The 22,185-nt window shown below is 54.6% G+C and carries 18 protein-coding genes; 1 reads left to right on the top strand and 17 read right to left on the bottom strand.

From position 1 onward, the window contains the following. Nucleotides 1-112 precede the first annotated feature (112 nt). From htpG to GYMC10_RS05880, 16 genes are all read right to left on the bottom strand, one after another. Complete coding sequence (gene htpG / locus GYMC10_RS05955) at nucleotides 113-1,990, bottom strand: molecular chaperone HtpG (RefSeq protein ID WP_012819322.1); 1,878 nt, start codon at nucleotides 1,988-1,990, stop codon at nucleotides 113-115. Between the two features lie 249 nt (nucleotides 1,991-2,239). After that, the gene (locus GYMC10_RS05950) at nucleotides 2,240-3,481 is read right to left on the bottom strand and encodes an MFS transporter (RefSeq protein WP_012819321.1); all 1,242 of its coding nucleotides are present in this window, start codon (nucleotides 3,479-3,481) and stop codon (nucleotides 2,240-2,242) included. A 54-nt stretch (nucleotides 3,482-3,535) separates the two neighbouring features. Continuing rightward, complete coding sequence (locus GYMC10_RS05945; protein ID WP_012819320.1) at nucleotides 3,536-6,634, bottom strand: glycoside hydrolase family 2 TIM barrel-domain containing protein; 3,099 nt, start codon at nucleotides 6,632-6,634, stop codon at nucleotides 3,536-3,538. A gap of 150 nt (nucleotides 6,635-6,784) precedes the next feature. Continuing rightward, entirely contained in the window at nucleotides 6,785-7,597 is an 813-nt protein-coding gene (locus GYMC10_RS05940; RefSeq protein WP_012819319.1) for a carbohydrate ABC transporter permease, read from the bottom strand. Beyond that, nucleotides 7,594-8,607 carry a carbohydrate ABC transporter permease gene (locus tag GYMC10_RS05935; protein ID WP_012819318.1) on the bottom strand — a complete coding sequence of 338 codons (1,014 nt, stop codon included), beginning with the start codon at nucleotides 8,605-8,607 and terminating at the stop codon, nucleotides 7,594-7,596. The genes GYMC10_RS05940 and GYMC10_RS05935 overlap by 4 nt, the downstream gene beginning before the upstream one ends. 23 nt (nucleotides 8,608-8,630) lie before the next feature. Then, on the bottom strand, nucleotides 8,631-9,908 hold the full coding sequence (locus GYMC10_RS05930) for an ABC transporter substrate-binding protein (protein WP_012819317.1): 1,278 nt from the start codon (nucleotides 9,906-9,908) through the stop codon (nucleotides 8,631-8,633). Between the two features lie 141 nt (nucleotides 9,909-10,049). Further along, on the bottom strand, nucleotides 10,050-11,225 hold the full coding sequence (locus GYMC10_RS05925) for a response regulator (RefSeq protein ID WP_049788674.1): 1,176 nt from the start codon (nucleotides 11,223-11,225) through the stop codon (nucleotides 10,050-10,052). Beyond that, nucleotides 11,203-12,948, bottom strand: coding sequence for a sensor histidine kinase (locus tag GYMC10_RS05920; RefSeq protein WP_012819315.1), 1,746 nt, complete (start codon nucleotides 12,946-12,948; stop codon nucleotides 11,203-11,205). The genes GYMC10_RS05925 and GYMC10_RS05920 overlap by 23 nt, the downstream gene beginning before the upstream one ends. A gap of 217 nt (nucleotides 12,949-13,165) precedes the next feature. Then, nucleotides 13,166-14,872 carry an amylo-alpha-1,6-glucosidase gene (locus GYMC10_RS05915; protein WP_012819314.1) on the bottom strand — a complete coding sequence of 569 codons (1,707 nt, stop codon included), beginning with the start codon at nucleotides 14,870-14,872 and terminating at the stop codon, nucleotides 13,166-13,168. Between the two features lie 279 nt (nucleotides 14,873-15,151). Next, nucleotides 15,152-15,850 (bottom strand): DUF308 domain-containing protein, encoded by a 699-nt coding sequence (locus GYMC10_RS05910; RefSeq protein WP_235201749.1) that lies wholly within the window; start codon nucleotides 15,848-15,850, stop codon nucleotides 15,152-15,154. Beyond that, entirely contained in the window at nucleotides 15,837-16,436 is a 600-nt protein-coding gene (locus tag GYMC10_RS05905; protein ID WP_012819312.1) for a TetR/AcrR family transcriptional regulator, read from the bottom strand. The genes GYMC10_RS05910 and GYMC10_RS05905 overlap by 14 nt, the downstream gene beginning before the upstream one ends. Before the next feature lie 171 nt (nucleotides 16,437-16,607). Next, the gene (locus GYMC10_RS05900; RefSeq protein WP_009594397.1) at nucleotides 16,608-16,805 is read right to left on the bottom strand and encodes a hypothetical protein; all 198 of its coding nucleotides are present in this window, start codon (nucleotides 16,803-16,805) and stop codon (nucleotides 16,608-16,610) included. Between the two features lie 20 nt (nucleotides 16,806-16,825). Continuing rightward, nucleotides 16,826-18,034: a hypothetical protein gene (locus GYMC10_RS05895; RefSeq protein WP_012819311.1), complete on the bottom strand. Its 1,209-nt coding sequence runs from the start codon at nucleotides 18,032-18,034 to the stop codon at nucleotides 16,826-16,828. Continuing rightward, on the bottom strand, nucleotides 18,031-18,498 hold the full coding sequence (locus GYMC10_RS05890) for an RNA polymerase sigma factor (RefSeq protein ID WP_012819310.1): 468 nt from the start codon (nucleotides 18,496-18,498) through the stop codon (nucleotides 18,031-18,033). The genes GYMC10_RS05895 and GYMC10_RS05890 overlap by 4 nt, the downstream gene beginning before the upstream one ends. A 519-nt stretch (nucleotides 18,499-19,017) precedes the next feature. Further along, nucleotides 19,018-19,974: an NAD-dependent epimerase/dehydratase family protein gene (locus GYMC10_RS05885; RefSeq protein WP_012819308.1), complete on the bottom strand. Its 957-nt coding sequence runs from the start codon at nucleotides 19,972-19,974 to the stop codon at nucleotides 19,018-19,020. A gap of 122 nt (nucleotides 19,975-20,096) precedes the next feature. Next, on the bottom strand, nucleotides 20,097-20,615 hold the full coding sequence (locus GYMC10_RS05880; protein ID WP_012819307.1) for a TetR/AcrR family transcriptional regulator: 519 nt from the start codon (nucleotides 20,613-20,615) through the stop codon (nucleotides 20,097-20,099). Between the two features lie 246 nt (nucleotides 20,616-20,861). On the opposite strand from GYMC10_RS05880, the gene GYMC10_RS05875 reads away from it, so the two are divergent. Then, nucleotides 20,862-21,329 carry a DinB family protein gene (locus tag GYMC10_RS05875; protein ID WP_012819306.1) on the top strand — a complete coding sequence of 156 codons (468 nt, stop codon included), beginning with the start codon at nucleotides 20,862-20,864 and terminating at the stop codon, nucleotides 21,327-21,329. A 124-nt stretch (nucleotides 21,330-21,453) separates the two neighbouring features. Here the strand turns inward: GYMC10_RS05875 and GYMC10_RS05870 are convergent, their stop codons facing one another. Next, nucleotides 21,454-22,185 (bottom strand): nucleoside phosphorylase, encoded by a 732-nt coding sequence (locus GYMC10_RS05870; protein ID WP_009594362.1) that lies wholly within the window; start codon nucleotides 22,183-22,185, stop codon nucleotides 21,454-21,456.

The raw sequence follows: 22,185 nt of genomic DNA, 5'->3' as shown, positions 1-22,185 counted from the left end.
CAGCAGCGCATTCAGGCGATATGCAGCAAAAAAAACAAACCCGATTCCCTGGCGCCTTACGCCAAAGCATCGGGTTTGTTAGTTATCATCGCATGAGTTTTGCTACTACGGTTTACACCATGATTTTGCAAATATCGTTCGTGAATTCCACCGGATCGGCAATCGGCAAGCCTTCGATCAGCAGCGCCTGATTGTACAGCAGATTCGTGTAGAGCTTCAGCTTATCCTGATCCGCTTGCAGCGCCTTCAGGGACTGGAACACCTCATGGTTCGTGTTGATCTCCAGCACCTTGTCGGCTTGGATATCCTGCCCGTTCGGCATCGCCTTCAGGATTTTCTCCATTTCGATCGAGACATCGCCCTCCGTGGACAGGCATACTGGATGGGATTTCAGTCGTTTGGAGGCTTTGACGGACTTCACCTTGCCGGCCAAGAGGCTGCCCATGGCTTCAAAGAGCTCCTTGTTGTCGCTCTCCTCGGCTTCATTCTCCTGTTTGTCGGCCTCGGAATCGATGCCGAGATCCCCGCTGGATACCGATTTGAATTCCTTCTCCTTGTATTTCATGAGCATCTTGATCGCAAACTCGTCGACATCGTCGGTAAAGTACAGGATTTCATAGCCCTTGTCCAGCACCATTTCGGTCTGCGGGAGCTTCTCGATCCGGTCGATGGAGTCGCCGGAAGCATAATAGATATACTTCTGATCCTCCGGCATTCTGGACACGTACTCATCCAGCGAAACCAGCTTCTTCTCCTTGGAGGACGTGAACAACAGCAGGTCCTGAAGATCTTCCTTGTTCATGCCGTAATCGTTGTAAACGCCGAATTTCAGGCCTCGGCCGAAGGATGCGAAGAATTTCTCGTAATTCTCCCGCTCGTCCTTCATCATGCCCTGCAGCGCGCTTTTCACTTTGTTCTTGATGTTCTTCGCGATCAGCGTCAGCTGGCGGTCATGCTGCAGCATCTCGCGGGAAATGTTCAGCGACAGATCCTCCGAATCGACCATCCCTTTCACGAAGCTGAAATAGTCCGGCAGGAGGTCTCCGCATTTATCCATGATCAGAACGCCGTTGGAATAGAGCTCAAGCCCTTTTTCGTATTCCTTGGTGTAATAATCGAACGGCGTATTCTCGGGAATGAACAGAATCGCGTTATATACCACGGCACCATCCGCTTTGACGTGAATATGTTTGAGCGGTTTATCGAAGCCGTAACGCTTCTCGTTATAGAAGTTGACGTAATCCTCGTCCGTCAGCTCGCCTTTGTTCTTGCGCCAGATCGGCACCATGCTGTTGATGGTCTGCTCTTCCTGAACTTCCTCGAACTCGTTCTCGGCATCTGCCTTCGGACGCTGCGTTTTCACGTCCATTTTGATCGGATAACGGATAAAGTCGGAGTACTTCTTAATGATCGCTCTTAGGCGGTATTCTTCCAAATACTCGTCATACTGATCGTCTTCCGTGTTCTCCTTGATCTTCAACACGATCTCGGTTCCGACGGAATCCTTCTCGGCAGGCGTAATGGTATACCCGTCCGCGCCTTCGGATTCCCATTTATATGCCTCGTCGCTGCCCAGGGCACGGCTCGTCACGGTAACGACGTCGGCCACCATGAAGGCGGAGTAGAAACCCACGCCGAATTGACCGATGATATTGTGTCCGTCCTTCGCTTCATTCTCGCTCTTGAATGCAAGGGAACCGCTCTTCGCGATGACGCCGAGGTTATTCTCAAGGTCTTCCTTGGTCATCCCGATCCCCGTATCGGCAATGGTCAGCGTGCGGCTGGCTTTATCCGCGGTAATCTTAACGTAGTAATCCTCTTTATTAAAGGTCAGGCTGTCGTCGGTCAGCGCTTTATAATAAATCTTGTCGATTGCGTCGCTGGCATTCGAAATCAGCTCGCGCAGGAATATCTCGCGCTGCGTATAGATGGAGTTGATCATCATCTCGAGCAGCCGTTTGGATTCAGCTTTAAACTGTTTTTTCGCCATGAAAAAATCTCCTTTCCAATCTGAACGAGGTTTCTTTTAGCACTCTTTACAACAGAGTGCTAACACTTCTTCTATTTAAACATGTACCAATTTTTGATGTCAATATGTTTGGAGACTTTCATGACTCAAACGCGGCAGCAACCTTTGATCGGCGATGCAGAAGATTTCGGATGAATCCCTGGAGAACGGGCAGCAAGCGCCGAAAGGGCTGTCTAAAAAGGAATCCCCTTTTTAGACAGCCCTCCACATTCATGGCTCGATGCTGCTGTTTAATCTCTTGGATAAAACCGGGCGAATCCACCATACGTAATACAAGCCGCATAGAAGCAGCACTCCGGCCGTGGCCAGGAAGGGGAGCCGATAATCCTGCCGGGCCAGGATCAGTCCGGCGACAAAGGTTGCCCCGGACGAGCCTAAGCTCCGGAAAACCGACCGCATGCCGGCGTACAAATTTCGCTCCTTTTCATTAAAGGCCGACATCAGCAGACTGTCCAGCAGATTGGACAGCATGGTCACGCCGCCGCCCCGCAGCAGGAACAGCCCAACAAACAGCCAAACGGGGAGTATCATGTATAGCGCGGAAAACAGCAAAATATTAACGATAAATACCGAGATAATGGCCGTGTTATAACCGAACCGCTCCATGACGTAGGGCGTCATCAATGAGCATACAAACAGCAGGATCGCGCCGATGGCCAGAATCAGGGATACCTGGTCGTCCATCCAATCCAGGCGGAACTTCACGATGACGTTCAGGAAGGAGCCGGTCATCGCGATGCAGCCGCCGAGCAGCGCCGTAAACACGGCGAACAGCCATAAGGTCCCTGACGATAGTGGCCCCGTTAACCTGGATATACCCTTAGAGGATGAAGCCGTCGCCGCTTCCTCATCCACGACTCTACGCTCGGCAGGCAGCCAAAATGCCCGGATGATGCCGTGAAGCACAAGCACCAGCCCGGTCAGCAGAAGCGACACTTCATAACCCCTGCTTCCTTCGAGCCCCTTCGAGATATATCCGGCCGCCAGCGTTCCGAGTCCCGTAAAAGCCGTAAAGACGGCAAACATCAGGGAGAATGCACGGGCTTCCTCTTTACGGGACCGGCAATAATGGAAGAGAAGCTGGATCTCCGTTGTCTCCACCAGCGTCAACCCGGCAGACACCATGACTTGAGCGGCATAGAACCACAGCAAATCATCGCTGACGGCAAACAGCACATTGCCTGCGGCGATAAAGAATACGCCGGTAACCAGCAGTTTTTTTCTTCCTGTCCGGTTGGCGAGCAGGGATACCGGAATGGCGAGCACGCCCATTATCAGAATGCCCATCGACACCAACGCGCCGATCTCGTCTTCCCTCAGCCCCCGGAAGAGCAGATGCAGATTCAGGACGAGTGTATAAAGGCCGATCCCGATGCCGTAGAAGGCCTCGCTTATCAGGAACCGGCGCACCCCCGTAGACAGCTGCAGCAGGTCTTTGATGTAAAAGGACATGTTATTCCCCTTCTCCAGAAAATCCGGTAACGATATGAGATGAACATCACCGGGTTACTCGTATAATCCCGCTTCCGAGCGCATCCGCCGGCTCAGCCGTACAGGATCGGTATCCTCGGCAGCGTAAGGCTTCAACAGCATGCGGAACGAGAACGGCTCCGGCTTGATCGAGTGCTCGGGAGCCTGTGCCGGACCGCAGCTGTTGCTGCCAAGCCCGTTCTGCCGGTAATCCAGATTCAGCGTAATGAAACGCTGCGGAACCAGATCGCTGGCATGCGCGGCAGACTCCACGTCCTGATCGGTGTAGCGGCTCGCACTGAAATTAAGGGAGGGCTCGCCTACGGCAAGAAGCCCCAACCCCGCACCATCCGCCAGCGAGACCCAGCGGACATCCGAGCGGTTCCCGTTTTCCTGCGGATAGATATAGGGCGTAAACAATCCGTCCACGGTGCTGCGGTATTCCCCGAACCGTCCCGCTTCCAGGCTGTCCGGGTAGCTTTCCCCAGGTCCTCTGCCGTACCACCGGACATGTTCCATGTCGCCCGCGACTTGCATTTGCAATCCGATTTTGGGCAGCATGCCGGGCGGCGTGCCGATCGGCTCACCCTTCACGTCTATGATGATCAGGCCGCTGGAAGTGATCGTATATGTCGTTTCGCAGCGGAAGCCCCAGTCGTATACCGGCGGAGCGATGCGGGAAACTCGCTTTACCTCAACGCATTCCCGGTCCAATCGCTTCCATTCGAAATGATCGACCCGCTCGGAGAGCCGGTCCAGATGGGCCTTACGCCAATCCGGAAGCACGTACATGTCGTTATCGATCGGCGGACGCCAGAAATTCAGCGCCGGTCCGCCAAGTGCAATTCTTTTGCCATGCATGGACAAGGTTTCGAAGCCGGCATGAAGGGCGCTGAGGGACAGCTGAAAGCTTCCATTCCCAACGTGCAGGCCATGCTTCTCCTCGCTAATCTGCAAAGCTCCCCGCTGTAAGGCAGCCGTCGGCTCGAATTCGGGCTTCGACGATTCCCGCAGCAGAAACTGGGACCATGCCACTTCATGTCCCCGTTCCGCCCAGCGGCAGTCCGCGGCCAGCGAGAGGGATACCTCCAGCCACAGCTCGGCAAACGGATTCACGCCTATTGTCGCTTGCTCCAAGGCCTTCAGGAGGCTTAGCTCCGCGCTTGTGCCTGCTTCGATGCGGGGAAGGTCCAGCGCTTCGCTGTGGACAAGCTGTCCATCGGACAGCACCCGGTAATGGGCCTGCAAATGATCCAGCGAAATGAAATCATAGCGGTTCATGATATGAAGCACACCGTGTCTTCGCATCGACATGCGGACAGGCTCAATGACCTTTTTGTATTCCAGAAGTCCGGGTGAAGGCGTCCGGTCCGGACGGACCAAACCATCGATGACAAAATTGCTGTTGTTCGGCACATCGCCATAATCGCCGCCGTACGCATAATCCATCCGGCCATCGGGTGTCCTTCTGCTCAGCCCGTGATCGATCCATTCCCAGACGAAGCCGCCCGCAAGCCGGGGATGCGCTTCAAAGGCATCGAAGTAGGGGCGCAGTCCGCCGGGCCCGTTGCCCATCGCGTGCGCGAATTCGCACAGAATATGCGGCTTGGGATGATCGGCCATTTTGCCGAAGCCCTCCATCTTCTCGACGGAGGAATACATGGTGCTCACCACGTCGCACACCTCGGCTTCGCGGTCCTCCTCGTAATGGATCAGCCTCGTGGGATCATGCTCCCGGCACCACTCCGCCATTGCGCGGAAATTGCAGCCGAAGCCGGATTCGTTGCCGAGGGACCAGAACAGCACGGACGGATGGTTCTTATCCCGCTCCACCATCCGGCGGACGCGGTCCACGTACGCTTCCTTCCAATCCGGATCGTCGCTTAAACGGGAAATGTTGCCGAGCGGCTCGAAGCCGTGGGTCTCCAAATCCGTTTCTTCCATGACGTACAGCCCGTACACGTCGCACAGCTCGTAGAATCGGGGGTCGTTCGGATAATGCGCCGTCCGCACGGCATTGATGTTGTGCTGCTTCATCAACCGGATGTCCTCCAGCATCGTGGACAGGGTGACGGTTCGGCCCGTATCCGGATGATGGTCATGGCGGTTGACGCCTTTCAGCAGGATCGCCCTGCCATTAACGAGGAGCTGTCCGTCCTTTACTTCGATGGAGCGGAACCCGACGCGCTGCGCCACCGTCTCCAGCGTCTCCCCCTGATTATCCAGCAGGGTGATCACCAGATGGTACAGCGCCGGTGACTCGGCACTCCATAAATCCGGGCCCGCCACCTCGATCTCGAAATTTTCCACGGAAGAGTGTCCGACGTCTTTGCCGGTTGACCCCATCTCCGCTCCAGCGCCATTCAACAGCCGCAACTGGACGGAGCCGCGCTCCGTACCTTCCAGCTCCAATCGCACCTGCAGCTTCGCGTTCCGATACTCGGCATCCAACTCGGTCGTTACGCGGAAGTCGTTGACGCGAAGAGCCGATGGCTCCGCGATCAGGTATACGTCCCGGAAAATGCCGCTCATCCACCACATGTCCTGGTCTTCCAGATAGCTTCCATCGGACCATTGGTATACCCGGACGGACATCTTGTTTACGCCGGGCTTCACATAAGGCGTCAGATCGAATTCCGAAGTCAGCCGGCTCCCCTGGCTGTAGCCGATAAACGACCCGTTCAGCCACACATGGAACGCGCTGTCCACCCCGTCGAATTTGACGCAAATTTTTCTGCCGTCCCAATGCTGCGGAAGCTTGAACTCGCGGACATAGCTGCCGGTCGGATTCGCATTTGGCACATGCGGCGGGTCCACGGGGAACGGATAGTACAGGTCCGTGTAATGCGGATGCCCGTAGCCCTGCAGCTGCCAGTGTCCCGGAACCGGGAGGTCATCCCAGGCCGATACATCATAATCCTCCCCATAAAATGCTTCCGGAGCGCTCTCAGGCTCCTCGGCATAGTGGAATTTCCACACCCCATTCAGCGATTGGTACCAGGCCGAGCTGCCTCTGTCATAACTGAGCGCTCCGTCCGCATCCGCGAACGGAATGAAATAGGCCCGGCTTTTTGCCCGATTTCGTTCCAGCACGCTCAGGTCATCCCAGTCGCGGCCGATACGATGGTCTTTCATCATGTCTCTCCATCCTTTCCCAAGCGGTCTAAGCTTCTAGAGGTCGTTCAAAAAGCCATCTTTCCATGACTTTTTGAACACGCACTTCTATGTTCTGATGCTGCTTCAAGCTCCATATCCATTGTGGATGCCTCTTATCGCCAGCACCGTTTACCCCTTGATCCCCGTTGTGGCGATGCCGCCAACGATATAACGCTGCGCGAAGAAAAAGACGGCCAGCGGCGGAATCGAGATCAGACAGGTGATGGCCATAATGGATTGCATGTCGACGCCGTGCATGCCCTTGAATTGGGATAACCCCAGCGTCAGCGTATATTTCGTCTGGTCGTTCAGGAAGATGAGCGGGCCCAGGTAATCGTTCCAGCAGCTCATCATATGGAACACGGCCACCAGGATGAGCGACGGACCCATCAGCGGCACGATGATCCGCAGCAGAACCGTCATTTTGCCCGCCCCGTCAATCGTTGCCGCTTCATCCAGCTCCTTCGGCAAGGTCATGATGAACTGGCGCAGCAGAAAAATGAAATAAGCGGAGCCAAACCAGGACGGAACGATGAGCGGTTTGAGCGTATTGATCCAGCCCAGGTAATTGAACTCCATATACTGCGGAATCATGGTCACTTCCCAAGGAATCATCATGGTGGCAAGCACGATCAGAAACAGCGCGTCCCGCCCCTTGAATTGAAACCGGGCAAACCCGTAAGCTACCAGCGTGCACGAGACGAGCTGCCCGAGCGTCGACAGCAGCGTCACAATCAGCGTATTTTTCAAAAACAGGTTAAAGGGCTGAATGCTCCAGGCCTCCGCGAAATTGCTGAACCTCCACACGGATGGAAACCATTTCGGAGGAAACAGATACAGCTCCTGCTGCGACTTCAGCGCCGTCGTGACGGCCCAGAAGAGCGGAGCAATGAACAGCAGCGAGCACAGAATGAGCAGTGCGTACGTGATCACCTTTTTCATACAGAACCTCCCTCCCTGCTGGCTTGAACCCCTTGCTTGGCACGCTTCGGCTTCGCCTTCTCCTTCTTTGTCTTCATCTCGCCCTCATAGAACACCCAGGCCTCCGAAGACTTGAACACGAGGAACGTCAGCGTCAGCACGATCAGGAACATGAACCAGGCGTTGGCTGCGGAGTACCCCATCTTGAAGTATTTGAACGCATTCTCGTACATGTACATCGCATAGAAAAACGTCGACTTCAGCGGGCCCCCGCCCGTGAGCAGAAGCGCCAGCGTCAGCTGCTGGAACGCGGCAATGATGGACGTAATCAGGTTGAACAGCAGCGTCGGCGTGATCATCGGAATGGTCACATTGAAGAACTGCCGAATCTTGCCCGCCCCGTCCATCGAGGCCGACTCATACAGGTCCTTCGGAATTCCCTTGAGACCCGCCAGAAAAATAAGCATCATCGAGCCCTGTCCCCATAGGCTTGCAATGACCATGGCGACCAGGGACCACTTCGTATCGTTCAGCCAGTCCGGCCCTTCGATGCCGACCAGCGATAAGAAATAGTTCAGGATCCCGTAATCCCCGCTGTATACCCAGGACCAGATCATGGCGAGGGCCACGCCGGAAATGACCGACGGCAGGTAGAAGGCGGTGCGGAAGAACGCGCTTCCTTTTACCTTCTGATTCAGCAGCATGGCAAGCCCCAAAGCCACGATGATGTTCAACGGCACGAACAAAGCCGCGAATTTCAGCGTAACCAGCAGCGATTTCCAGAACAGCGGATCGTTCGAGAACATCTCCACATAGTTGTCGATGCCGACAAAGGTCACTTGGCCTACGATCGGCCAATCAAAAAACGAAATGACGAGGGAAAACAGCAGCGGGCCAAGCGTGAAAACCAGGAATCCGAATATCCATGGAAAAATGAAGAGGTAGGGCACGGCCCCACCCCAACGTTTTGGTCCAAGTCGCTTCGGGGCCGCTGTCTGCTGTTGTGGGTAAGGCACTTGCGTTTGGGCCATTTTCGCGAACCTTCTTTCTTCGATTATTTCAAATAGCGTTCGCTATCCTTCACCGCCTGGTTCAGAACCTCCTGCGCATCGCTGCCGAACATGACGGATTCCACGGCTGCCGACAGCTGGCGGTTCACTTCGTTCCACTTTGGATTCAGCAAAAAGGCCGGCGTATTGTCCGAGCGCTCCAGCATCGTGTAATACGGCTTGTAGAGCGGATCCTGGTCCTTCTTCAGCTCGTTGACCACGCTGACCCGGACCGGAAGGTCGGCCACGCGCATTTTGATCGCTTCATCCGATACGTAGAACTTGATGAACTCCCACGCCAGATCCTTGTTCTTGGAATCCTTCGCTATGGATAACGCGGATTCGGCCAATACGCCCTTCACAGGCTTGCCCTCAAAGGCCGGCATCTCTACCGTGCCCACATCGATTCCGGCTTCCCTGAAGGATTCCAGCGGCCAGATGCCGCTCTCCCACATGGCAATCTTGCCCGCTTTGAAAATATCCTCCCCGCTCTGCTGCCCTTTGCCTCCGGTCAGGACCGCCGAGCCGTTCTTGAGCATATCGCCCAGCATCTGAATGGCTTCCGCCGTTTCCTTGCTGTTCATGTAGCCTTCGATCGTTGTGCCGTCCTCCGAGATGAAGGATCCACCGTTGCTCCATACGAACCCTTGAAGGTCATACGTATCGTTCTCGGCCCGTACGCCGAAGCCGTACTGCTTCTTTGATTTATCCGTCAGCTTCTGGGCGATTTCCTGGAATTCCGCCCATGTCCATCCATCGCTCGGGTAAGCAATGCCCGCATCGTCGAACATCTTCTTGTTGTAGTACACCACCCGGGTCGTAAAGCCCGCCGGGATTCCGTACAGCTGATCGTCGATCTTGCCGTAGTTGAACAATCCCTGGTAAAAATCATCGATGTTCAAATCCTCGTCCTTGGACGCGTAACCGTCCAACGGCTCCAAGGACTGGTGATACGTCGGAAAATCCCACATGTACATCACGTCCGGCGGATTGGCTGCGCCGAATCCGGCGGCCAGCTTCTGATCGAATCCGTCGGCATAGGCCTCGACCTGCACCTTCGTGCCGGGATGCGACTCTTCGAACTTCTTGGCGATCTCCTGCTCGATCTTCAGCGCATCTCCCGTATCCCATGTCGCGAAACGAAGCGTCGTTGCCGCCTCCGATGAGCTTCCGTCCGGCTGCTTCGGGCTGCCGGTCCCGCCGCTGCCGCCGCATGCGGCCAGCAGCGATGCCATTAACGTCATAACCGAAACCATTGCGATCCATGACATTCTCTTTTTCATATTGTCAGCTCCCCTAAAGTATTGAGTTGATATGAATTGAACCGCTTTCATCATAACTCGGATGAAAGCGGTTCAAAACGTGCGCTGATTCGCAGATGATCGTATTTTTGTTCGAACTTTAGCCCGCGGGTGTTCATTTGTTTACGATGATTCCCCTTTTTGTTCGGCACGGTATTGGCTTGGCGTCTGACCCGTGCAGCGCTTGAACCATTTGCTGAAATATTTGCTGTCTCCGAGTCCCGTCTTCTCGGCGATCTCCTGCATCGTTAAGGAGGTTTCGCGCAGCAGGCCGTAAGCAAGGCGGAGCTTGCGCTTATATTGGAACGCGATGAAGCTGTCGCCGACCGTTTTCTTGAACAGGATCGAAAAATGGCTGCGGCTCAGCCCCACCTGCTGGGCCAGCTCCGCTGCCGACCACTCGTCCGCGGGATGTTCGTGCAGCAGATGAACCGCCTGCAGGATCGGCTCCGGCCACTGCTCTCCGCTCAGACCGTACACCCGCTCCAGCTCGGCTTCCTTGTGCAAGGATTGAAAGGCTTTCTGCACATCCTCCGAGTCCTGAAGGCCTCCCCTCCAATTCCAGGCAAGCTTCCCGCATCGGCTCTTGATCTCCACCAGCAGCCCGTCCGCCGCTTCCTTATGTTCATCCGGCACGGCCCAATAGCAGCTGTCCGCGCCGTACGGGACCCGCTTGCTGCTGCGCAATCCCGGCTCCTCGGAGCCCTGCTCCTTCAGCAGGTGCTCCCAACTGCCGCTGCAGCCCGCCGTTTTGATCAGATACAGCGAAATGCGCTTGCCCTCTCCCAGCCCGGCGCGGCTGCAAAGCTCCCGGAGTTCGCCGGGGAAACGGTCGCTGTGCCCGTTAAGCCAAGCAAACAAATGGGCGGAAACCTGTTCTTCCAGCCCGTACACGTTGGCCGGCGCATCAGACAGCTCGCGTTGAAATTTACCCAGCATCGCTTCGAGCTCTTCGTCCTCGAAGGCGGTTTTCAGCAGATATCCGGACGCGCCAAGCCGCATCCCTTCCTGGGCATATTCGAAATCCCGGTGGCAGCTGAGCAGAATGATCCGGGTTTCCGGCGCAGCCTCCTTCACCTTCCGGGAGAGCTCGATCCCATCCATCTCCGGCATGACGATATCCGTAATGACGACCTGCGGCCGAAACTCCAGAAAAGCCTCCCAAGCTGCCTGGCCGTTGGGGCTGTCCGCCACAACTTCCATCCCGAACCGTTCCCAGGGCACCGTGGAGCGGAGTCCCTTGCGCACAATGCTTTCGTCGTCGGCAATCATCACTTTAATGTTCCCTGTATTCATCATAGAAAGACTCCTCCCTTTTCGGCCAGCGTATGATGATCGTTGTTCCTTCTCCCTTAACCGAATGCACCTTCAGTCCGTAGAGCGGACCGAAATGCAGCTTGAATTTCTGGTCGGCGTTCCGCACGCCAAGCCCGCCGCGGCCCTTCCGCTTCGTCTCCGGCGAAAACAACCGCGCCAGTTTGTCCTCCCTGATGCCGGCTCCGTTATCGCGGAGTGTGAGCACAAGCTCGTCATGATCCTCCTCGACCTTGACATGGATCTCTCCCTGCCCGTCCGTAAAGGCATGGAAAAATATATTCTCGAACAGCGGCTGAAGCGTCATCCGCGGAATCAAATACGGCAGAAGCGAATCATCGCAATCCAGGCGATAACGAAATACTTCGCCGTACCGGATTTCCTGAATCTTCAGGAAGTGGCCGATCATGCGCAGCTCCCTGTTTAGGGTAACGAGCTCCTGGGAAATATCCAGATTTCCCTCCAGCACCATCGTCAAATGGTACAGCATCTGGCGAATGTCCTCCGCGCCTTGCAGCCGGGCCTTCCACTGGATGGAATTCAGGGTGTTGAACAGCAGATGGGGGTTGATCTGATAATGGAATGCGCGCAGCTCGGCCTCTTTTTTCAGCCGCTCGCTCTGCTCCACCTCGCCAATCAGGGTCTGCACGCCCGTTACCATCCGGTTAAAACTCATGTCGAGGCTGCCCAGCTCATCCCTCCCCTCGATCGGCGTACGGGTATCCAGCTTGCCGAAGCTTACCTTCTGCATCGAGTCCTTCAAGGTCCGGATCCGCGAAGTGAACCGGGAGGAGAACAGATAGGCGATGCCAAAAGCGAGCAGGCAGGAGACGATGGCAACAACCATCGTGTTCGCCCGGATCACGTCCGAGGATTGATAGAACGCCTTGGCGGGAATTCTGGCTTCCATGGTCCATTGGTTGGCGTCAATCGTCCGGGTCCAGGCCACATCGCTGTCATGGGGCGTATACGGAGCGTCCGTCTCATACACGACCGTGCCGTCCGGCGATGTAATAAGCAGGTGGGCATGCGTGTCGGCCTCGAACTTGGCATAACTTCGCAGCAGCTCCTCGGCGTTCTCCTCGATCAGGATGACGCTGCCGTTCTGAGCCTTGTCCGGGTGATGGATCGGCACCGCCAATCCTAGGACAGGCACGTTGTCGCTATCGCTGTTATTAATGGAATGATCCTGCGGATAGAAGCCCAGCCAATAGGTGCCGGCATAGGCTTTCGGCCTGGCGTTCCACGCCGGGATATTGCCGAGTTTGTTCACGTCCAGGTTGTTCTCCCCATAGTAATAACCGGAGCTCGTTATGATGTAGATTCCGGCTGTCAGCTGCGTCCGCAGGGACTTCAACAACGATTCGAAATCGTTCTTCTCCATGATGTCGCCATAGGTGGACGGCGTCCCGTTCCCGATTCCCGAATGGCTCGGGTCCAGCAGGTAGGAATAAATCGTCTCCGCCGTCTGCTTCATCCGCCCCAAAGCCGAACTGGTCTGCTGCTCCAGCTGCGCTACGGCATTATCGCCGTATTTGCCGAACTGGGAGTTAATCACTTTAGCGGATTGCACATAGGAAAGTCCGCCAAGCGAGAACAGCGGAATCAAGGTGACGACTAAAAAACAGGTAAGCAACTTGGTTCTTATACTGTGATAGGTGCCGGTGAACATCCGTCCGGCTCGGTCTTTGATTCCCTGAAAATTCATGATTACTCTCCCCATTGTCGTATCGAATCGTATCGTGAACATCCATCCGATCGTTCGCCATGCGGCTGTACTGCTTACGAGATCCCGTGATACCGCTTTCATTATAAACCTGAACAAAGGGCTTGTAATTAGGCGGCAACTGGAAAATGAGAGGAAACGGAAAAAGCACCTCCTCCGCAAGGTCAAAAGCCCGGGAAGAAGTGTCATTCCGTGACAGTTATAACGTGTATTCATGTCCCAAAATCAAAAATACGCTGGAGGTCCAGGTGAACGCCCGATCGCGCAGCCCGGCTCCGGTCAGGGCATCAAAATTCTCGGCCATGCCGCTGAGACTGACCATTCGGCAGTACCGCTGCGCAATCTCCATGGCCAGCTCCTTATCGCCGGCCGCCGCCACCCCTTCGACCAGCAGCATCGTGGAAGGAGCCCAGATCGGTCCGCGCCAATATCCGTCCGGCTTATAGTATGGGCTGCTTACGCTTTCGGTCGCCCAGCCGTTGCTCGTCAGAAATCGGCTTTCATCCCGAAGCCCTTCCAGCAGAGCCGTGCGGATATACTCGGGAAGGCGTTTACCCAGCAGGATAGGAACGAACAGCAGCAGGCTGTCCCCTTCGGACGGCTCATGCGTTCCCGAACGGCAGGCCGTAAACCGGCCGTCCTTCCAGAAGTGCCGAATCATGCGGTCCAGCGTATCGTCCGCTCTCCGTCTCCATCCGGCCGACTCCTCCGACAGGCCCAGCAAACCCGCGATTTCGGCCAGCGTCTCCATCTGGATAATCAGATAAGCGGCAAGGTCGGGACTCTCGACGGGAATGCCGTTATTGAACGCCGTGCTGTTGTCCCAGCCCGAGTCGTTGCCGTGGTTATACTGGGGAATGCCGTCGCCGTCATGATCCCGGTGCGTGAACCACCACTGCGTCCATTTCGCTAGAGGGCCATAGACCTCGCGCAGCTGGGCCTCCTTGATGTAATCCGTCCGACGCATCATCCAGGCCAGCGTCCAGCCGTGAATCGGCGGTTTGTTGCAATTCCAAAGCTCGTATTTATCGTTCACGAAGTCCGGGATCAGGCCGCTCTCATCCTGCCGGTCAAAAAAGATCATGAGCTGGTCCCAAGCCAGCTCCGGCTGATGCCGCACGAGAGCCATCGCGTTAAAGCAGTTATCCCAGCTCCAGATGTTGGTCATCCAATTCTTGGACATATACATGGCCGGGCGGGTCAGGCAGCCTTCGGCGGGAACCACGCAGGACCAGGTAATATAGGCGGCGAGCTCCCTTGCTTCCTGCCACTGCTCAGAAACGGCAAGGGTGCTGTTCAGCCATCTGGCGTAATCCTCGCGAGCGCTTACAACCGCATCGTCGAAGGACTCCCATTCGCCGCGCGGCTTCAAGACGGTCATGAACTCTTCGACCGCAAATTCGGCCACATTGTGTGCAGGATCCACGAAGAAATCGGCGGTCACCCGCGAGCTCTTGATCTCGTTCCATTCAACCTCCATGCCCATCTGGCCCGCAAGCCGGGTCAGCATGAAGCGGCAGCCATGCGTGAAGCTGTTCACCTCCCAGCTGTCCGGATGGGTCTCATAGGCGTAATCATACGCGGCGGGGAAAAAGGTAAGCCGGATGCCGCAGCCTTCCGAGCGGAATCGCACGGTCCGGGAGTCCGATATGCAAATATCCGCATGGCCTAACGAATCGGATGCCGTTAGCCTGATGTTGTCGGGTGATGCAATAGGTTCAAACGGAACCGGCTCGTTCTGCCGGTTTAGCAGTTCTATCAGAAACGCCTCGCCAAACTTGTCATCCCCTCCGCGGACGGTTCGCAGGTAAAGACCTTGTCTGCGATCCTTGGCCGCTGGCAGGAGGGATATCGCCAAGAAGGACTCTCTTCGGCTGAAAGGTACGATATTCAGATCAAAATTCATAGGACATCTCCTTCGCTGAGGTATCGCTTTCATTGTAAAACTTCCCAAGGAAGGAGAGGACTGACGGATGTCTTGCCGATAGAGGGATATTGTTCGGGGCACGCTTGCTTTAGCGAGGGAGGTGTCATTTTGTTCGATATGAGGGGATACAAATGTGCGGGCGAATGTCTGGGGTGACCGCAGCCGATGACGGTCATCCCGGTCGGAGGGAACGGATTCAATCTCCGTCCGGGATCGTCCGTTTATCGGACCAGTCAGCCCTCATGATTGCTATGCCTGTTATGGCTTCTGCCCGTGCTGACGCCAATATTGTCTTTTTCCGTCATCGCGCACGGTAATGCCCAGCTTCGATAGTTCACCGCGCAGATCAGCCGCGTCCTCTCGATCCTCGTTCTCGATGGCCTTCTCCCGTGCCAGGAAGAGCGCGTTCATGCTAGGCGTCAGTTCCGGCGAATCGGCAACCCATCTGACGTAATGATCGGCGAACGGATCGCGGTCTTTCCAGGAGTAACCGTGCCGCTTGAAGGCTTCGGCCACCGTTTCCCGCTTGGCTTCGGGTTTCTCGCGATAGAGCTCCTCCCCTTCCTTGCCCAGGAGGACCAGCTGCTTGCCGTCCATAAAGGCAGCGGAAACTTCTTCTCTCGTAAAGGTTTGTTCAGCTTCATGAACGCGGAGTGTAATCTCCTTGTCCGACAGGCGAACCGCAAGGCTTTCTTTAATGGCTAAGTGAGAGAGCACCGTACCAGCAAGCAGTCCCACAACAGCGGTTACGATAACAACCCATGGGCCCTGGATCGATGCGATCAACTCCAAGGGTCCTTGAAATGGAACCCAAGCCAGGCCCGTGGCCCAATCCGCAATCGCAGGCAGAAACCAGCCGACCACCGCGCCTAATAAAGGCGGCACCGCCCATACCAGCATCCGGTCTGCCCATGATAATCCGAGATCACTGTATTCCCTCTCGTTATTCAATGGCATCCGCTCCTTTCCTGAGAACGCTGTTCACCGCTTCTTTCCAGACCGCTTGATAGTCCAGTGGAATCTCCATCAGGATATAACTCGTGATATTATCGATGACCAGAGCCAGAACATAGGCCTTGGAATCCGCATGCTGACGATCGACGAGCCCGAAGTCGACCCCCAGCTTCATGAATTCCCGAAAGCCGTCCAGGAACGATTGCTGCATAGCAGCTACCCGCTGGCCGTAATTGGCATTCCGGTTTGCGGTCAGCATGAACTCGTTCAATAGGCGCATCACCGGCACGAAGGCTTCTTCCTCCTCGGGAAACATGCGCAGCCCGCCCTGGTACAGCTGCTCCGCGAAGTTAAACTCATTTAGCCCGGTTAGGGAGAAATAATGATCGAAATGATAATCGCTGAACATGTATTCAAAGACCCGCTCCACCAGTTCATCCTTGGACGCAAAGTGATAGTAAATCGACGGTTTCGTAATGCCCACTTCGCCGGCAATCATCGCCAGGCTGGTCTTCTCGATGCCATGTGTCGCAAACAATCCGATGGCAGCCTCGACGATTTGCTGCGAGGTTAAATCCTTCTTTTTCACGCTGTCATCCGCCCCTTTTTTTACCTACCGATAGGTAGAATTTTAAGATGGATGATGGAGGATGTCAATTTTTTTTTAACTACCGGTAGGTAAAAAAACTAAAAATCGCCGATGCTTATCGCATCGACGATTCATAAGAATTAGGATTTGTCGCTTAACCGGCTCAACCGATTAAAGCATTCTTCTTCCCATCATGATGATGGTTTCAAGCAGCGCCTTCCACTTTCCTTCGACCGTGCGTGCGGTCTTTGCGGCGTGGGCCGCTGCATTGCGTTTCGAGCGCAATTTCGTTGCCATCCGGCATCGTTCCAGTTCCTGACGGAGATCGCGAACATGCTGTTTGGCAATATCTTCATTATTGATATTCATGTTTCATTCCTCTTTTCTTTTTATAGCGACAACATTCCGACATTACCAATACCTGCAAGCTCCTCTTCCGTCCCCTTCACTATAATACTTCCATTGTTTGCCCGAAGGTAAGGGTACAAAATGCCTTTAATTCTTTTTTCCCCTACAACGACTTCGCCGAAAAGATCCAGGGAGGACATCGAAGCCTTAATATCTTCCTCGGTGACGTCATCGTCAAAGGTCAGCGTCCCGTCAACAATGAAGCTCGCCGGCTGGCCCAAAGCCGCAAGCTGATCCCTCGACCAGGTCTCCTCGCCGCTGATGAACACAAACAGCCGCTCATAACTTACGATTTCCGTATTCAGGTTGGGGCAGCGCTCCCAGACCAGATCTTCGATCTCTTCGCCGCAAATGATGAACGAAGTGGACTGTATCTCCGACACGGCCTGGCTGAAGGCGTCCCGGGTCACGTCCGCCTCGAGAATGAGCGGCTTATTCGTGTAGAGCTTATGGCCTTTAAATCGACGCACGCTTCTTGCGTTTAGCCGTAACGGTTTGGTTACATACTCGAATCCTGCCGGGATCACCTCGACCAAGCCGTTAATCTTTTTCAATTTATCGTAGAAATAAGGGGATTGATGTTCATGGATAATCGCCTTGCCGTTGACTTGGATCTTTTCAATCCGGGCCGAAAACTGCTCCATATCCAGCTCCTTATCCAGATGAACCATGCCGTTCAAGACCAACTCCATAGGCTCGCTGCTGGAAGCCAGATATGCATTGTTCAACTGCACTTTCCCGGACTCGAACCGGGGTTCGTATTCGTAAGCGTGAATCTCCGCGCTGGCGCCTCCCACTTTGAGGAATGCAGAGGTAACGGCAGCGGCCAGATGCCGTGGAGCATAGACCTCGCCGTTAACCACCAGGTGCAGCGTGCCGCTCTGGAATGCTTCAAGGGATACTCCTTTATCGATAATGACCGTGCCGTTAACGAATACGTGGTCCGGCTGCTCCAAGAGCTGAAAATATTCCTCGTTCAGCCGCAGCGTGCCGCCGTAATAACGGTGTCCCTCGGGGATTTCAATCGTCTTGCCGATATTGCCTGTGTTTTTCAACAGCGTGAGGAGGTGTGCCGTCTCTGCTCGGTATATTACGAGACCTACGTTTCCGATCCGTTCGATGCTTGTTACGGTTTCCTCCGTTGCCTGCGTAAGATCCAACATCCCTACATTTTCGATGATTCTGCTCATTTCATATCTTCCTCCCATAGTTTTCTCAATTTTTTGATGGCGGTTTGCAATTTGTAACGAACCGTGGCTGCCGGCATACCCAGCTGGTCGCCGATTTCCTGGCTGGACATCCCGAGCCAAAAGCGCTTAAACACGATATCGCTCTGCGATTGCGGCAAACGGGCGAGCCATTCCGTCATTTCTATATTGCGGCTTGAAACGGGGAGCTCGGCGAAGACCAGATCATCCTCCCACGATACGAGCCGCTTCTCCCGGCGGCTAATATCGATCATGCGATTTTTGACGACTCTGAAGAACCAGGCCTTTTGCTTGTGAAGGGGCAGTTCTGCCAGGTTCGGCTCCTTGATGGCTTTCATAAAGGCATCCTGGACCAGATCATCCGCTTCGTAAGCATGCTTGGCGATGGATCTGGCATAACGCTGGACATCGTCCTTCAGGTTTTCATAGAGATCACATACTTGCATTAGCCAACCTCTCACTTTTCGTTTTGTCTTTTCTGTTAATATAACGTTTGGGAAAAAGAAACTGATGGATATTCTCAAAATTATTTTTCAACCAATCAAAAACACGCCGACCGTCTTCGCGGTCAGCGTGTTAACGAACATTAATCCCACATGGAGAACAGCACCAGCAGTACGGCTGCAACACCCAGCAAGAGCGAGTGCCTGGAAAACCATATCGAACGCATCTCTTCCTTCATGCTTGCATCCTCCTTCTATTTTCATTTAGCCGCTAACAACTCCTCTTCCCTGATGCCTTAATCCCACCAGCTAAGCATGCACACCAGCATAACCGCCGCAAAGAAACCGTCCATAAACTTGAGCTGAAGTTTAGCCATATTGGATTCACCTCCTTCGAAGAGACAACAACTCGAGAGAGAAACCCTCGACTTATTATTGATTGATCAATTACTAATATCTTAAAAATAATTCCTTCGCATATCATGATATCGCTGCTGCGCCACTCTTTATGACTTCCGCTGCTCATGCGCGTTTTTTCATTAAACTCCTCATAGTCGCCGCAATCGCCTGCTCATGAGGCGTCCATTGAATCGGACCGATCAGGCGCTCGTATTTCTCGCCGCTCAGCACCAAAGGCTCCTCGGTCAAATACAGCATCTCACCCACCTCTTTCATCACCGGATTGAATAACCCGATCAGGGAGAGCCCGATTCGTCCGAGCGGCATTACCGCCTTGCGCTTTCCGGCAGCCTGCTGCGCAATCCGCACCAGCTCATGGCCTGAAATCACGCCCGGTCCGGGGATATGCCAGTTCTGCCCGTAGGACTCCTCTCTCTCGGCAATCTCTACGATCATGCGGGCGGCATCCGGCAAATAGACGTATTCTCGAGGAACGCTCATGTTGCCGATGAAGGCGGTTGGCTTCCCGGCCGCAATGGCTTCCATCGTGACGGATAAATAGGATGCCTGCGCAGAAGGGCCATAGTAGTCGGGCAGTCTTACGATAAGAGGGTTTGCTTTATGCCAGCGCGACGAGAAGATCAGCTGCTCGTAGGCCAATCTTATTTTGCCCTTACGGGTATGCGGTTTTTTGGGGTGATCCTCCGTTACCTTTTCCATTAAGCGTCTGCCATACGGATAAATTCCATCTACCACCACAACCCTGGTCCCCAGCTTCTCCGCAGCCGTCATGACCGATTCACCCAGCGGCAGCAGCCTGGATTCCATCTCGTGGTAAGGCATGTTCGCACTGTGAAAAATAACATCGGCCCCTTCCGCGGCTCTTCGGATATCCTCCGGTTTAAAGGCATCTCCCGTTTCCAGCGTAAGCAGAGGAGAATAGTCCAACCGCTCAGCCAGCTCATTCAGCTTCTTAACGGAACGGCCGAAGGCTACCGTTTGAATTCCGCGCTTCACCAGTTCCGCCGTCAATGGGGCCCCTACGCCGCCTGTTGCACCCAAAACAATCGCTTTTTTCATCGTTAATCTCTCCTCACATTAAAATAATTGATTGATCAATCACAATTGATTGAAAAAGAAATGCCCTTTCTCCACCGCGCACAACCTGATGCAGTACGCGGTGCGGCACATCGACGCGCGCCTTATCTTTTGGGCATCATATTCGGCATATCCATCGCCATGGCTACATTGCACAGCATCCCCCGGGCCAGAAAATCGGAGGTTTTCTTGTCGGCATCCTCGAATCCCGCTTTCACGAAAGCATTCTGGACCAGGTCCTTCACCTCGTTCATTCCCTGCTGCATCGCTTCGCGGATGGGCGCTTCCTGGATCGTCTGCGCCTGCATCTGCAGCAAGATTTCGCTGCGATGGGATTGCACGATCCCTTCGTACGCCCGGATCAGGCCCGTCTCCAATTCCTCCGGAGCAGCGGACTCGATGACCCCCTGAAATGCCTGCACGATGCGCTTCCAGGAGACCGTCAGCGATTCCACGAGCAGCGATTCCTTGGTAAAGAACCGATAGACGTAAGGCTGGGATATCGCTGCCCGTTCGGCAACCTGAGCCGTGGTCGCGCGATAGTATCCGATCTCTGCAAACACTTCGATTGCTGCTGCCACGATTTCATTTCGCCGATTCGCAGAGGTTGAAGCTCTAGCCATTCAACCAACCTCCTCTCACTCGTTTTAATTTATTATTGATTGACCAATCACTAATTGAACTCAGTATATACGGTCCATTTTCCTTTTGCAACTGTTTTCTTCCAAAATTATTGAATTCAACACCTGGGATAGCTAGAGCATAGGGGAGGAATCCGCTATTTCTTATCGAATTGTGTTTATGAACCGCAAATAAGACGGGAGCCTATTCCAAGACTTTATCCTGTAATCGATCAAGGAGGATCAACCATGAGTCATGAAGGTCAACAGCAATTCGAACGATGGCATAGACACCGTACGGTCTTGCTTCAGCTGCTGCAGGACGTACAGAGCGAGCATTTGGATTATAAACCGTGGGAAAATGCCTATACCTTGGGCGGATTAGCTGTTCATATTGCGGCAGCCTCGGATATGTTCCTGCGTTCCATTGTAAAAGGTTCCTTCTCTCCACCCTCTATTTCCACCGAATTCGAAACCATCGATGACATAAGAAATATCGTGCAGGCTTCGACCGAATCGTCTACGGCTGTTTTTAATGAATTGTCTGACTTCCTAATGGAGCAGCCGCTGGACTTCAATGGGTTCACAGCGCCCGGCAAAGTGTGGCTAAGCAATATGGTCGACCATGAAATCCACCATAAAGGGCAGTTGTTTACTTACGTGCGGGCTGTCGGAATCGAGAAGGTTCCCTTCTTCACGCTTCAGCCGGCCAAGTAGTAAAAACAAGACACGGCTGGATTTGCTGTTTTAAGTTATCAAAGGAATTACATCTTGCTCAAAATAGAAAGCCGGATTTCCTGCAGCTTACGCTGAGGTAAATCCGGCTTTCTTCTATCCCTGGCTAGCCTTGCTTCGCCAGCTTCACCACGGCCTGCAAAGCGGTGTTAATCTCGCGCTCCACCGCGTCGGCAACCACGTTTGTGTTCGGGTCGTACTCGGCCGCAAGGTCGGCGTCGGCAAAGCCGTCCATGGCCACAATCGCGCCGGCGCGAACGCCGCGGATCGCCGCAACGACGTACAGCGCCGCAATTTCCATCTCGACGCCGAGCGCGCCCGCCGCTTTATATTTCTGGTGCGGCACTTCCTCGACTCCGTTAAAGAACACGTCCAGCGTGACGGTTATGCCCTTGCGCACAACGCCTTCGCCGATCGCGAGCGCGGATTCGTACAACGCCTCCGCCACCTGGCTGTCCGCAACCGCAGGAAAACCGTCCGGTACCAGCTGCTTCGTCAGACCGTCCGTACGGATCGCCGCGGTGCTGACCACAAGGCTCCCCGCCGGGGTGTCCGCCCGATAAGACCCGGCGGTGCCCACGCGAATCAAGGTCTTCGCCCCCGCGCGGATCAGCTCCTCGAAGCAAACGGCCGCTCCCGGGCAGCCGACGCCATGGCTGGTTACCGCCAGTTCAACGCCTTCATACGTCCCCACGAAAGTGCGGTACTCGCGGCTGAACGCCAGCTCGCGCGCATTTTCGAGCTTACGGGATATCGTCTCCGCGCGTTTCGGATCGCCGCAGACGATCACAAATTCAGGTATATCCTCTGAGTTCACTTGCAAAATAGGCATCAACAT

This window comes from Paenibacillus sp. Y412MC10, assembly GCF_000024685.1.
Lineage (GTDB): Bacteria > Bacillota > Bacilli > Paenibacillales > Paenibacillaceae > Paenibacillus_AQ > Paenibacillus_AQ lautus_A.
Note: the sequence above shows the minus strand (reverse complement) of the source record. Positions and strands in the feature narration are given on the sequence as shown.

Coding starts and splice junctions, on each gene's coding strand:
- htpG (WP_012819322.1), bottom strand. CDS start 1,990: ATGGCGAAAAAACAGTTTAAAGCTGAATCCAAACGGCTGCTCGAGATG.
- GYMC10_RS05950 (WP_012819321.1), bottom strand. CDS start 3,481: ATGTCCTTTTACATCAAAGACCTGCTGCAGCTGTCTACGGGGGTGCGC.
- GYMC10_RS05945 (WP_012819320.1), bottom strand. CDS start 6,634: ATGAAAGACCATCGTATCGGCCGCGACTGGGATGACCTGAGCGTGCTG.
- GYMC10_RS05940 (WP_012819319.1), bottom strand. CDS start 7,597: ATGAAAAAGGTGATCACGTACGCACTGCTCATTCTGTGCTCGCTGCTG.
- GYMC10_RS05935 (WP_012819318.1), bottom strand. CDS start 8,607: ATGGCCCAAACGCAAGTGCCTTACCCACAACAGCAGACAGCGGCCCCG.
- GYMC10_RS05930 (WP_012819317.1), bottom strand. CDS start 9,908: ATGAAAAAGAGAATGTCATGGATCGCAATGGTTTCGGTTATGACGTTA.
- GYMC10_RS05925 (WP_049788674.1), bottom strand. CDS start 11,225: ATGATGAATACAGGGAACATTAAAGTGATGATTGCCGACGACGAAAGC.
- GYMC10_RS05920 (WP_012819315.1), bottom strand. CDS start 12,948: ATGAATTTTCAGGGAATCAAAGACCGAGCCGGACGGATGTTCACCGGC.
- GYMC10_RS05915 (WP_012819314.1), bottom strand. CDS start 14,872: ATGAATTTTGATCTGAATATCGTACCTTTCAGCCGAAGAGAGTCCTTC.
- GYMC10_RS05910 (WP_235201749.1), bottom strand. CDS start 15,850: ATGCCATTGAATAACGAGAGGGAATACAGTGATCTCGGATTATCATGG.
- GYMC10_RS05900 (WP_009594397.1), bottom strand. CDS start 16,805: ATGAATATCAATAATGAAGATATTGCCAAACAGCATGTTCGCGATCTC.
- GYMC10_RS05895 (WP_012819311.1), bottom strand. CDS start 18,034: ATGAGCAGAATCATCGAAAATGTAGGGATGTTGGATCTTACGCAGGCA.
- GYMC10_RS05890 (WP_012819310.1), bottom strand. CDS start 18,498: ATGCAAGTATGTGATCTCTATGAAAACCTGAAGGACGATGTCCAGCGT.
- GYMC10_RS05885 (WP_012819308.1), bottom strand. CDS start 19,974: ATGAAAAAAGCGATTGTTTTGGGTGCAACAGGCGGCGTAGGGGCCCCA.
- GYMC10_RS05880 (WP_012819307.1), bottom strand. CDS start 20,615: ATGGCTAGAGCTTCAACCTCTGCGAATCGGCGAAATGAAATCGTGGCA.
- GYMC10_RS05875 (WP_012819306.1), top strand. CDS start 20,862: ATGAGTCATGAAGGTCAACAGCAATTCGAACGATGGCATAGACACCGT.
- GYMC10_RS05870 (WP_009594362.1), bottom strand. CDS start 22,185: ATGTTGATGCCTATTTTGCAAGTGAACTCAGAGGATATACCTGAATTT.